Origin of the sequence: Acinetobacter sp. YH12096, from assembly GCF_013419215.1 — a bacterium.
GTDB classification, from domain to species: Bacteria; Pseudomonadota; Gammaproteobacteria; order Pseudomonadales; family Moraxellaceae; genus Acinetobacter; species Acinetobacter amyesii.
Map to the genome: position 1 here is coordinate 122,313 of NZ_VPAM01000003.1, position 12,783 is coordinate 135,095.

The 12,783-nt window shown below is 40.2% G+C and carries 9 protein-coding genes; 1 reads left to right on the forward strand and 8 read right to left on the reverse strand.

What is annotated here, in order from left to right; genetic code table 11:
* Nucleotides 1-96 precede the first annotated feature (96 nt).
* From FTU36_RS02000 to FTU36_RS02035, 8 genes are all read right to left on the reverse strand, one after another.
* Nucleotides 97-687, reverse strand: coding sequence for a tetratricopeptide repeat protein (locus FTU36_RS02000; RefSeq protein WP_078189669.1), 591 nt, complete (start codon nt 685-687; stop codon nt 97-99).
* A complete protein-coding gene (gene metW, locus FTU36_RS02005; protein ID WP_067763682.1) occupies nt 684-1,277 on the reverse strand; it encodes a methionine biosynthesis protein MetW in 594 nt (197 codons plus the stop codon). Before metW ends, FTU36_RS02000 begins: the two co-directional genes overlap by 4 nt.
* The gene (locus FTU36_RS02010) at nt 1,277-2,437 is read right to left on the reverse strand and encodes a homoserine O-acetyltransferase (protein ID WP_168377871.1); all 1,161 of its coding nucleotides are present in this window, start codon (nt 2,435-2,437) and stop codon (nt 1,277-1,279) included. Before FTU36_RS02010 ends, metW begins: the two co-directional genes overlap by 1 nt.
* A gap of 104 nt (nt 2,438-2,541) precedes the next feature.
* On the reverse strand, nt 2,542-4,239 hold the full coding sequence (gene leuA, locus FTU36_RS02015; protein WP_111884051.1) for a 2-isopropylmalate synthase: 1,698 nt from the start codon (nt 4,237-4,239) through the stop codon (nt 2,542-2,544).
* A 263-nt stretch (nt 4,240-4,502) separates the two neighbouring features.
* Complete coding sequence (locus FTU36_RS02020; RefSeq protein WP_180040543.1) at nt 4,503-5,603, reverse strand: alpha-hydroxy acid oxidase; 1,101 nt, start codon at nt 5,601-5,603, stop codon at nt 4,503-4,505.
* A complete protein-coding gene (locus FTU36_RS02025) occupies nt 5,600-6,283 on the reverse strand; it encodes a Fe2+-dependent dioxygenase (protein ID WP_180007181.1) in 684 nt (227 codons plus the stop codon). Before FTU36_RS02025 ends, FTU36_RS02020 begins: the two co-directional genes overlap by 4 nt.
* 97 nt (nt 6,284-6,380) lie before the next feature.
* Nucleotides 6,381-8,678: a catecholate siderophore receptor Fiu gene (locus FTU36_RS02030; protein ID WP_180116701.1), complete on the reverse strand. Its 2,298-nt coding sequence runs from the start codon at nt 8,676-8,678 to the stop codon at nt 6,381-6,383.
* A gap of 301 nt (nt 8,679-8,979) precedes the next feature.
* On the reverse strand, nt 8,980-11,169 hold the full coding sequence (locus FTU36_RS02035) for a TonB-dependent receptor domain-containing protein (RefSeq protein ID WP_180116702.1): 2,190 nt from the start codon (nt 11,167-11,169) through the stop codon (nt 8,980-8,982).
* Nucleotides 11,170-11,434: 265 nt separating this feature from the next.
* Between FTU36_RS02035 and tig the strand changes: the two genes are divergently transcribed.
* Entirely contained in the window at nt 11,435-12,766 is a 1,332-nt protein-coding gene (tig, locus tag FTU36_RS02040) for a trigger factor (RefSeq protein WP_180116703.1), read from the forward strand.
* Nucleotides 12,767-12,783: the final 17 nt, after the last annotated feature.

Here is a 12,783-nt window from a genome sequence, read left to right on the forward strand (position 1 = left end):
TTCACCATAAAACAAGATTTGAGGCTATTTTAACAAGATGCTGTGGCTGACAGGCAATAAAAAAGCACCCGAAGGTGCTTTTTAAGATTCAAAAACTTATTGTGCTTGAATCCATTTGTCCGCACGGTCACGTGCTTGACGGATTTGGTCTTGGCTTAAGTTCGCTGCTAAAGCGGTTTTTTTGCCTTCAGACAAGCTAATCACTTTGTTGTCGAGCATGCCATCACGGGTAGAAAGCTCATACCATTGGTATGCACCCATGTAGTTTTTCTTTTGCTCTTCCATCATGGCTAAGTTAAAGCTTGCGCGGTTATCACCACGGCTGGCTGCTTTTTCGAAATATTGACGAGCAAGCGCTTCATCTTTTTTAGTCCCAATGCCATCAGCGAGCATACGACCCACATTGAGCTGAGCTGCAGATAAACCTTGATCGGCAGCAGCTTTGTACCATGCAAAAGCTTGACGTTCATCTTTTGCAACGTCTTTACCTTGTTGATATTTAGTGCCTAAGTAAAACTGAGCACCAGGCTGACCTGCTTTAGCAGCTTTACTTAAGCTGTGAATATCCATAATTGAATATTGTGCAGCTTGGCTAGAAACTGAAGATGATGGAGCAACATAATCCGCATGGGCTTGTATGCTAAAAAGTCCAATCAGTAGCGTCGTGCTTAATAATAATTTTTTCATAGAGCGCTCACTCGATAAATTGCGACTTCACCAAATAGATTTGGGAGACGTTTACTCAGTAAACTATCTTGTTGATCCCCATTCACGGCAAGTCGGTTAATAATCCGGATGTTATTTTCAGCACACAGCGCTTCAAAATCACGGAAAGTACATAAATGAATATTGGGCGTGTTATACCACATATAGGGTAACGCGTCTGAAACAGGCATCATTCCTTTTAATGCAAGGAAAGAACGAGTCTTCCAATGTGCAAAGTTTGGAAAGGTGATAATGGCCTGTTTCCCCACACGCACCATGTCTCTTAAAAGAACGTCTGGTGCATCTACAGCTTGCAAGGCTTGTGCCATAACCACATAGTCAAAAGACTGGTCGGCAAAGCGACTTAAACCTAAGTTCAAGTCCTGTTGGATGATATTTAACCCGCGACTGACCGCAATTGCAATCTTTTCTTGATCAATTTCTAAGCCATATGCACGAATATTGTGCTTTTTGCTCATATGTGCAAGCAGTTCACCGTCACCACACCCTAAATCGAGTACGCTTGAATCTGGTTTAATCCAACGTTCAGCCAGTTGATGATCAATACGCATTAGTTGGTCTCCTTCGGTGTTTCTTGCAGGTGTTTTACACCGCCTAGGAATGCACGTAAGCTTTTCACATATAACGGAATCGGGAACAAGAAAGAGTCATGACCTTGTTCAGCATCAATATCCACATAGCTCACAGGCTTATGATTACTAATTAATGCATCTACAATTTCTTGCGAACGAGCAGGGGTAAAACGCCAGTCCGTTGTAAATGAAACAACTAAAAATTGACACTTGGTTTTAGACATCGCGGTTTTTAATGATTGCTCATATTCACGTGATGGATCGAAATAATCTAAAGCCTTGGTCATGATCAAATAGGTATTGGCATCAAAGTTACGGCTAAATTGCTCACCTTGATAACGCAAATAACTTTCGACTTGGAATTCGACGTCAAAGCCATACATAAATTTACCTGACTTTAAGTCACGGCCAAATTTTTGTTTCATGGCTTCTTCAGAGAGGTAAGTGATATGACCCACCATACGGGCCAAGATCAAACCTCGCTTAGGATAACTATCATTTTCTAAATAGCGACCATCATGGAAATCAGGGTCAGACAAAATCGACTGACGCGCCACTTCGTTAAAGGCAATGTTTTGCGCAGACAGTTTTGGTGTACTGGCAATAATCACGCACTTTTGTAAACGATCTGGATAGTCCACAGACCATTGTAGAGCTTGCATGCCCCCTAAAGAGCCGCCAATCACCGCATACCACTGCTGAATTTCTAAACGATCAGACAACATGGCTTGGGTTTTGACCCAGTCACGGACAGTCACTAATGGGAAATCAGGACCATAAGGGCGATTGTCATTTTCAGGATTTGGAGAGGTCGGTCCAGTAGAACCGCTACAGCCGCCAATATTATTTAATGCTACGACAAAGAATTTTGACGTATCAATGGCTTTGCCTGGTCCAATACATGCGTCCCACCAACCCGGTTTACGGTCATCTTCATGATGATAACCTGCTGCATGATGATGGCCTGACAGTGCATGACAAATCAAAATTGCATTAGATTTGTCTGCATTCAGTTCGCCATAAGTTTCAACCATGAGCTCAAAACGTGGGAGTATGCGATCGCATTCGAGCTCTAACGGCTCTTCAAAAATAAACTTTTGTGGGGTAACTAAGCCCACTGAGTCAGCTGGAAAAGACACAGGAATAATTCGCCTTAAATCTTTAGTATGAATAATAAAAGGATACCACTTGAGGGTATCCTTCTAAAGTCATTTTATTGCTATTTGATATTTATAGCATTGAATTAGACTGCAGCAGCAATCACTTGTTCAGTACTCAAAACACCTTGTTCAATTAAACGGTTAGTGCTGGCAATAATCGCCTCGATAGATGCGGTCACGATGTTGTCATGCACACCTGCGCCGAATGCAGACTTACCTGTACCTTTCACTTGAAGCTCAATTAAAGCCAAGGCTTTAGCATGTGCGCCTGAACTGATGCTACGTTCTTCATAGTTCAAGACATCAATCGGTAACTGCAAGGCATTTAAGATAGCAGAGATTGGGCCGTTGCCTTCACCACGTAATTGCTGGATCTCACCGTTCACTTCGACATCAAGCTCAATGACTTGTTTGCCATTTTCATCATGTAAGCGGTAGTTTTTCGCCGCATAATGCGTGTCTTTGGCAGCCACATACGTGTCTTTAAATAAAGACCAGATTGCTTGCGCAGAAATCTCGGTACCGTCTTCATCTGTTTTTTGCTGTACGATTTGCGAGAACTCAATTTGAATACGACGAGGCAACACCACGTTGTAATTTGATTCTAACAAGTACGCAATACCGCCTTTACCAGACTGTGAGTTGACACGAATCACGGCATCATAGTCGCGGCCCAAGTCTTTCGGGTCGATTGGCAAATAAGGCATATCCCACATTTCTTCGTTCTTTTGGAACTCGAAACCTTTTTTAATGGCATCTTGGTGTGAGCCAGAGAACGCGGTGAAGACCAAATCACCAGCATACGGATGACGAGGGTGTACCGGCAAGCCTGTGCATTCTTCAATGATTGAAATGATTTCGTTAATGTTTGAGAAATCTAAGTTTGGCGCAACACCTTGGGTATACATGTTCAATGCAATCGCTGCAACGTCTACGTTACCTGTACGTTCACCATTACCAAACACACAACCTTCGACGCGGTCAGCACCAGCCATAATCGCCAACTCAGAAGCGGCAATACCACAGCCACGGTCGTTATGACAGTGCACAGAAATAATCACACCGTCACGGCGCTGAATATTACGGTGCATCCATTCCACTTGGTCTGCATAGACGTTTGGACCAGAAACTTCAACCGTTGCAGGCAAATTTAAAATCACTTTGTTCTCTGGAGATGCTTCCCAAATTTCAGTGACCGCATCACAGACATCTTTAGCCACTTCTAATTCTGTTGCAGTAAAACACTCTGGACTGTATTGGAATACAAATTCAGTTTCAGGCTGTTTTGCAGCGTATTCTTTGACTTTCGTTGCAGCGTTAATCGCTAATTGTTTTGCACCAGCAACATCAACATTCAACACTTTATTGCGGAAGGTTGGAGAATTTGAGTTGTAGATATGCACGATTGCGCGTTTTGCGCCCTGCAATGATTCAAATGTGCGTTGAATCAGATGATCACGTGCTTGAACCAAAACTTCGATGTACACATCATCAGGAATATGACCGCCTTCGATCAACAAACGAGTGAAATCAAAGTCGATTTGTGATGCAGAAGGGAAGCCGATTTCAATGTGTTTGAAACCAATTTTCACAAGCATTTGGAACATTTTGAACTTTTGTTCAATGTTCATTGGCTCGAAGATCGCTTGGTTACCGTCACGAAGGTCGGTACTCATCCAGATCGGCGCTTTATTGATTTCGTTATTTGGCCATTGACGGTCTGGTAAGTCTACACGTTGGTACATGCGACGGTATTTTTTGCTTGGATCTGCCAACATCATGTGAAAACTCCTTATAGCACCGTGGATAAATGTCGTGGATAAACGGCAAGGTACTACTTATATAGATTGTGTCTATTCTAGCAATTTACAAGTTTAATTTCGTAGTCTTTAGTCGAAAGTCGAAATAAATCTGTAAAGATTCACATGACTTAGCTTTACCGTAAGCTCGTAAATGTATAACTAAATATTAGTCCATATATTTCGGAAATAATTTCCTATTTTTGCGTCAAGATGCCATTACTGGAAAATATTTTTCTATAAAATTAGCTTTTTTGAAAAATATAATCTTTATTAATCTCATCGACGGTGGCTGTTCCCATCAATGCCATTGTAATCTCAAATTCTTCTTTCAGTATTTTGAGTACATGTGCAACGCCTAAAGCGCCCGCTGTAGCTAAACCATAAATGCAGGGACGGCCGACTAATACGGCAGATGCACCCAAGGCTATCGCTTTAAACACATCTGAACCACGACGAATACCACCATCATATAAAACTGGGAAATCCAGAGGCACAACTTTTTTAATCAGTTCTAAGGCGGTGAGAGGGGAAATGCAACCGTCCAGTACGCGCCCACCATGATTCGACACAATAATGCCTTGTACACCGTGTTGCAGGGCAAGTTCAGCATCATGTGGACTGACAATGCCCTTTAAAATAATTGGTAAAGATGTATTTTGACTGAGCCAAAGGATATCCGCCCATGTCGGTGCAATTTTCATTAGACCTTGAAATAATGGATGTTCATTTTTATTGGTTTGAGGTTGTTGAATAGAGTGATGAGGCTGCGGTTCATGCTTAGGAAGTTCAAAAAACGCATGTCTCTCTCGGTCACGAATTCCTGAATGTGGAGAATCAACGGTCACCACAATCGCTTTAAAACCATGTGCTTCTGCCATTTTGACCAGTGATAATGACTTTTCGCGCTCACCTTGCCAATACAATTGGAACCATTTGAATGGATTGTCCTGCTTTAACTCACGCATATCTGTATTGGTAAACGTACTGAGGATCATATTGCTGCCAAGGACTTCGGCGGCGAGGGCTGTTGCAGCTTCAGCATCAGGATGAAATTGTTGTTGATGACCAATGGGTGCTACAAAAATAGGATGCGGAAAACGTTGCCCTAATATCTCAATTTGGGTATGACCTTGGGTCAGATCTCTGAGCATACGTGGTAGAAGTTGTATCTGTTCAAACTGAGACAAATTGCCACGTACACTGTGTTCATCCATAGAACCACCTTGTAGGTATTGCCACACCATGTGTGACAGGTGCAGTTCAGCCTGTTTTTCGTAATCGGCAATGGTTTGTAAATGAGCAGGAATCTGAGTCAGTGGTTGCAATGGAGAATGTTGACTCATAGAACTGCCCATTGACGTAAAAGATTATGGTAGTGATTCGTCAGTTGTAATATTTCTTTGCTATCGCCTAAATTTTGTCGTAATTGCATAATGGTCTGATCTAAATTAAAAAGCATGCTTCTTTGCCAATCATCTTTGACCATGCTTTGTACCCAAGTACAAGCTGCTATACGGGAGCCTGAAGTCACAGGTTCAACACGATGTAGACTGGTCGCTGGATAAATAATTGCATCGCCAGCATCTAACTTAACTTCATGTTCACCATAAGTATCCTCAATGATCAGTTCACCACCTTCATATTCATCGGGTTCTGATAAAAAAATGGTCATTGAGACATCTGTACGCACAGTTATATTTTTTTCATGATAGTAATGGATTGCATTATCGACATGATTACCGTAGTGACCGGTATCTTGGTAGCAATTGAAAAGCGGAGGCAAGATTTCTTTAGGTAATGCAAAAGATTGAATGAGCAGACTTTCTTTAATTTGCGGTAATACTTGCTGACTTAACTGCTGATAGAGCTGACTGTTTGAATTGATTTGTAAATTTTTTTTGATGTTTTGAGCTTGTGCTCCGGCCGAACTTTTTCCTGAAACCCACTGATTATCTTGGTTCATCGCTTGTCTGATGCTTTGAACGTGTTGCTTTGAAAGGACATGAGGGACATGAAGAAGCATAATTTAACCTTAATCTAATTTTAATCAAATCTACATAAGATAAGCATAAATAAAAAAGCCTTAATACAAGATTAAGGCTTTTTTTAGAATATTTAATTTAGAACTTAAAATTAAATGTTAAGCGATAGTTACGTTCAGCACCTGCGATGTAACGTAATCCACCACGGTTGATGCTGTTAATGTAGTCTTCATCAAATAAATTGTTGATGTTGAATTGAATCCCTACATTTGGTGTTGCTTGGTAACTAACCATTGAGTCAAATACCCAGTAGTCAGGGATGACAGCAGGACCGACCTGATTGCCATCTTTGTTTTTAGTCATTTCACCATTGTAACGCGCGCCGCTACCAATGCTCCATTTATCCATATTGTAGGTCGTCCACAATGTGAATGCATCAGAAGGCGTAAATGGCATATTACTTGAACCATCTGCTGAAACTTGCTGGTTACTCGCAGCTTGGGTTACATTTTTAATGTCTGTTTTTTGATGTGTATAACCAGCAATAACTTGCCAATTGTCATTTAAGTTACCAATCACGCCAAGTTCAACACCTTTAACTGATTTTTCACCAGTTTGGTAGTATTCTTCACCATCTTTTTCCAACTCATTTGTGAGTTCAGTTTGGAAAAGTGCACCTGTTAAGAGTAAACGGTTGTCAAAAAATTCCCATTTAGCACCAACTTCAATGGTTTCAATTTCTTGAGGATCAAGATCTAAGTTATTGTTACTGCTTGCTGAACCAGATGGGGCAAATGCATTGGCATTACCAATACCGTCACCACCTGTAATAGTACCCGGTGCTTGTTGTTGGATGGCGTAGTTAGCATACAAGCTACCGTTTTCAGTTGGTTTATATAGTGCCCCAACTTTCCAGTTGAATAGGTTGCCGTCATCTTTAAAGCTTTGTGCAACATAATTTGCCGGTTGACCTGAAGCAGCCGTATTCACAAATGTATCGGCATCAAGTTTATAACGATCTAGACGAACGCCACCATTCACAGAAAATTGTGGTGAAATTTCAATAGTATCGAAGGCAAAAATAGAGTAGGTATCCATTTGAGCTTCAGAATCACCATTACCATTGGTATTTCTGACTAAAGCGGTATGTACAGTGCCTTGTGGGTTATACAATGAACTTGTACCGGTAACTGTAGCAGTCCAACCACGCGTTTTCATTTCTTCACGTGTAAATTCAACGCCTGTGCTGACATCATGTTTTAAGCGGCCAGTATTGAAACTTGTAACCAAGCTAGTTTGGTTAGTCATAATTTCATTTTCAGAATCACTATTATTTGCACTGCCTGAAACGCGCATTGCAGATGCATCATTTGGATTCGTAGGATTTGTAGTCGTATAAGAATTACCAGAGAAGGTGGTTAAATATTGATGCTCTGTTTTGCCCCAACGAGAGGTATTTTTGATTTTCGTATTTTCTGATAAATCATACTCTAAACGAGCAGTTGCCATGTCTGCAGTGACATCATCAAAATCTTCAGGTGCACCATAATAATTTGATGTATCCACTGGGTGAGAATTCAAATAACCAGCAAGATTTGAAAAGTCAGTTCGACTACCAGCACTTTTAGCCGCATCAAAACCAGGTAAACCAACGGTTGGTATACCGCCATCCAAGACATTGTCTTGTTCAATATGTAGATAGTCTAAGAAAAGGCGAAGATCTGTGCCTAAACCAAAGCCGGCTGAAAGTGCAGCAGCCCATTTTTCATTTGTAACGCCGTCACGACCAATACCGTCTGAGTTTTCACCCATGGCATTAAAACGGATGGCAGTTGTATCGCTTATTGCTTTATTGATATCAGCAGTCGCTCGGTAATATTCATCTGAGCCGAAACCAAGAGTTGCATTGTTAGCGTCTTGAAGTTTTGCTTCTTTTGTTGATAAATTAATTGAACCTGAGGCAGCTGTACGACCATTATCTGTACCAGCAGGGCCTTTAAATACTTCAATTTGTTCGTAATTAAACATGTCTCGAGTAACGTTACCCAAGTCACGTACTCCATCGATGAAGATACTATTTGCTGTATCAAATCCACGCATGGTAACAGCATCACCAGTATTCATTCGTCCGTTTTCACCTAGGGAGAATGTGCCGACACCAGGAACGTTTCGAAGTGCTTCTGTTAGGGTCGTTGCATTTTGTTCTTTTAATACTTTCTCAGGGATAATGGCCATAGTCTGAGTCGTATTTAGTTGAGATTGCGTAAACTTATCTGAAGACGCTTTTTCTACTTTATAATTCTCTTTATTTACAGTTTGATTAATCGTCTCGAGTTGGACAGCTTTTTCTTCAGCCATTACATTGCCTGCAATGATTGAAAGTGATGAAGCAATCGCTGTAGAAACAATTTTCTTACGTGTTTTAATGAAGGCCATTTCGAACCCGATTCGGAGTAGTGAATTTGTATGCGAATAATAATGATTCTTATTTGTTCTTACATCTTTATGTAATTGTTATTCACGATAAATAATCGTATCGTGATAGCCCTATTTAATGTAATGATATAACAAGTATTAATTAAGTATCTGTTTTTTATTAAGTATTGATAAAACATATTATTGGTTTGTAATTGATTGAGATTACAAATATAGCCATGATTATGAATTAAATAAGAATAAATCGTAAATTGTTGATGTAAAAAAACCTGCCGAAGCAGGTTTTTTTATAAAGTGTTATTTAGAATTTAAAGGTTGTACTCAATTGAACACGGCGACCTTCTTGGGTGTTGCTGTGGCGGTTGTAATAACTGCCATCAATTAGTTCGTAATCGGTAAAGTCTTTATCAAAAACATTGTACAGTGCGACACCAATATCCCAATTATCGTTTACGGTAAAATTAGAGCCAATATGGAATAAGGCATAAGATTTAAAGTCACCTAATTCATCATAAACCTTTTGGTTGGCAGCAGTTAAGTTTTCATAAGTTGATGTAAAACGAGCACGCTCACTTCGGTATTCACCACGAGCCCATAGATTCACGTAATCAGCTGCTTGCCATTTTAAAGAAGCATTTACAATATGTTCAGGAGTATCGTTTAAAGGTGGATTACCCAACTTGGAATCTTTAATTTCGGTTTCTGTCCAAGTGTAATTTAGACCAAATTTCCAAGCAGGGATAAACTCCCAATTGAAACCAGTTTCGATTCCATAAACCTCGGCTTCTTCTGCGTTAGTTGGACGAGTAACATTCCATGAGTCTGCTCGTGTTTGCCCTTTGCTTTTATAATAATCCATGGTCCACGGTGTTCCAATGGAGTCCATAAATGCTTCACAAGCTGCTTTATTGGTATCTGTGTCACATTTTAGTTCAGCATTACCATTTACAATTTTATCTTCTACCTGACTATAGAAGGCAGTAATGTTGGCATCAAAATTATCGTTATTATTGAAATATGCAGCTAACTCAAAGTTGTTGCTCGTTTCTGGCTTTAAATTAGGATTACCAAAAACTGGGTTACGTCCCTGGCCGCTGACATTATAAATACCATTGGTTAAGCGTTCTAAACGTGGTGCTTTATATCCTTCAGAATATCCGCCTTTAAATGTCCAATTGTCATTTGCATTCCAAACGAGGTACGCACGAGGTGTCCAAAAATCACCAAAAGTGCTGTGATCATCAAAACGTAGACCTAAAGTCAGAGCTAAGCTATCCGTTAATGCCCAAGTATCTTCTGCAAACAAACCGAGTTGATCAAAAGAAACTTCTTTATTCACACGTAAGCCGTCTTTAATGCTTGCATCCCACCATTGACCGCCTAGTGTTATGTTGTGCCCACTAAAGTGTTGTGTGGTGAACTTTGTATCAAAAATAGTATCTTCACTCTCAAGTAAGCGAGGTGTGACAGTTTTTGACAAATTCTGAGCACGTGCTGGAATTAAACGTCCTACAGTTTCGGTCTGAGTATTGCTAATACTTGAATCCAAAGTACCAATATCGGTACGCCAAGTATGAGCTAGAACTACTTTTTCACGATTATATTCTTGAGAGGAGTTATATCCTCCATCTGCACCTAAAGTACCCAATTGCCCTTTACTATTGTCATACCATTGTTCGGTTTGCTCATATTCAGCAGAAATATCATGATTATCATTAGGTGTTAGTGTTAGGCGAACACCAAGAGTTTCTAAATCAGATTTGGTTGGGCTGTTACCTTGAGATAACTCGGTATCTGAATTGGCATCTGGGGTTATATGAGATTGATCACGCTCCGCTTTACGGCCACGTAATTGAATACCAAGTAAATTTTGAATTAATGGACCAGTAACGTAGGCATCTACTGAGCGTTGATTGCCAAAATCTGAATAGTTTGGGTTAATTGTCCCTTCGAGTGTGACAGCACCTGTCCATTCTGGTGAAACTTTTTTGGTAATAATATTAACGACACCGCCAATGGCATCTGAGCCATAAAGGGTAGAAGCGGGTCCTCGGATAATTTCGATTCGCTCAACTGCAGAAATTGGCGGAATAAAACTGTTATTTGATTCACCAAAACCATTAGGGGTAATATCACCTGTACTGTTTTGGCGGCGGCCATCAATCAGTACCAACGTATATTCAGCATCCATCCCGCGAATACGAATATTTAGTCCGCCTGTTTTTCCTGCTGTTGGACTAATATCAACCCCTTCCACATCAACCAAGGCATCAGCAACGGAGTTGATACGTTTATTTTTTAAATCTTCTGCACTAATGACAGTAATTGATGCAGGTGCATCCTTAATTTTTTGTTCAAAACCTGCCGCTGAAACCACAATTGTGGAAAGTTGGTGGGTTGAAGTCGCATCGGTAGAGGTATTTGCGAAAACAGCAGTAGAGGTAGCCCCAAGTAATGCAAGACACAGCGGGTGTAGGTTGAACTTAGCCATAAAATTATATCTCTAATATGAATCAATGATCCTAATTTAGACCTATATGGTAATTAGAATCATTCATGAAGGAGTTGGCTAATAATAATGATAAGGATTCTTATTTACAACAAGAAATATACACAAAGTTGAAAATTTACAGAAAATAGCGTGACGATTAAAAAAATTCAGTCGAGATCAGAACGTATTTTGTATATCCTTTAATGTTGTCATATAATGTGGCACTTTTTTATAAACTGTTATTACTAACTATATCGAGGAAGCCATGCAAGTAACTTCTGAAGCGGTTTCGGGCGTTGCCCGTCGTTTAAATGTATCTGTACCGACGAGCCGTATTAACGAGCAGTTTGAAGCTCGCTTGAAACGCACTGCCAAAACTGTGAAGATCAACGGCTTCCGTCCAGGTAAAGTGCCTGTAAACGTTGTTCGTCGTGAATACGGTGCGGGTATTTATCAAGAAGTGGTGAACGACATTATTCGTGACACCGTTTTTGAAGCAATCCAACAAGAAAAAATCAACGCTGTTGGTATGCCAAACATCGAAAAAACTGAAATGAAAGACGACGCTTTAGTTTACGAAGCGACAGTTGAAGTTTATCCAGAAGTTGAAGTGAAATTTGAAGGTTTAGAAGTTGAACGTAAGTCTTCAGAAGTGAACGACAAAGACGTTGAGCAAATGCTTGAAAATCTTCAAAAGCAACGTGCTTCTTGGGCAGAAACCAAAGGCATGGCGAAAAAAGACATGCAAGTGACTTTTGACTTTGAAGGCACTGTAGATGGCGAGAAGTTTGAAGGTGGTGCTGCTGAAGACTTTAAATTAGTACTTGGTTCTGGTCGCATGATTCCTGGTTTTGAAGATGGCATCGTGGGCATGAAAAAAGGTGAAGAGAAAGTTATTGATGTAACTTTCCCTGAAGACTACCAAGCAGCAAACCTTGCTGGTAAAGCTGCTCAGTTCAAAATCACTGTGAAACTTGTTGAAAAGCAAAAACTTCCAGAAATTGATGCTGAATTCCTACAAATCTTCGGTATTTCTGAAGAAGATGGCGTAGACAAATTAAAAGCTGACGTTCGTAAAAACATGGAACGTGAAGTGAAAAATGGTTTACGTAACCAAGTGAAAGGCGCAACTTTTGATGCACTCGTTGCGGCAAACGAAGTTGAACTTCCAGCAGCGATGGTTGCTCAAGAAATTGACCGTCAACGTCAACAAATGATCCAACAATTCACTCAACAGTTTGGTGCTCAAGGCGCTAAAGCGTTTGATTCAAGCATGCTTCCAGATGACCTATTCAAAGAGCAAGCTGAAAAATCAGTTAAACTTGGCGTATTAGTCAGCAAAGTATTGGCTGATGCTAAAATTGAAGTTGATGCTGCACGTGTTGATGCTTACATCGAAGACATGGCTTCTTCTTACGAAGATCCTAAAGAAGTAATTGAATACTTCAACAACGATAAACAGCAACGTGCTCAAATCGAAGCTGTTATTCTAGAAGACCAAGTTGTAGATCACATCTTAGCTTCTGCTAAAGTAACTGATACAACTGTGAGCTATGAAGACTTATTGAAAGAGCAACAAGCTCGTCAACAAGGCTAATTTTTAGCTTTCAAAAA

What these genes read in the sequence shown, in the direction of transcription:
- metW (WP_067763682.1), bottom strand. Translation starts at nt 1,277, where the DNA reads ATGCGTATTGATCATCAACTGGCTGAACGTTGGATTAAACCAGATTCA.
- leuA (WP_111884051.1), bottom strand. Translation starts at nt 4,239, where the DNA reads ATGATGTTGGCAGATCCAAGCAAAAAATACCGTCGCATGTACCAACGT.
- FTU36_RS02030 (WP_180116701.1), bottom strand. Translation starts at nt 8,678, where the DNA reads ATGGCCTTCATTAAAACACGTAAGAAAATTGTTTCTACAGCGATTGCT.
- tig (WP_180116703.1), top strand. Translation starts at nt 11,435, where the DNA reads ATGCAAGTAACTTCTGAAGCGGTTTCGGGCGTTGCCCGTCGTTTAAAT.
- FTU36_RS02020 (WP_180040543.1), bottom strand. Translation starts at nt 5,603, where the DNA reads ATGAGTCAACATTCTCCATTGCAACCACTGACTCAGATTCCTGCTCAT.
- FTU36_RS02000 (WP_078189669.1), bottom strand. Translation starts at nt 687, where the DNA reads ATGAAAAAATTATTATTAAGCACGACGCTACTGATTGGACTTTTTAGC.
- FTU36_RS02025 (WP_180007181.1), bottom strand. Translation starts at nt 6,283, where the DNA reads ATGCTTCTTCATGTCCCTCATGTCCTTTCAAAGCAACACGTTCAAAGC.
- FTU36_RS02035 (WP_180116702.1), bottom strand. Translation starts at nt 11,169, where the DNA reads ATGGCTAAGTTCAACCTACACCCGCTGTGTCTTGCATTACTTGGGGCT.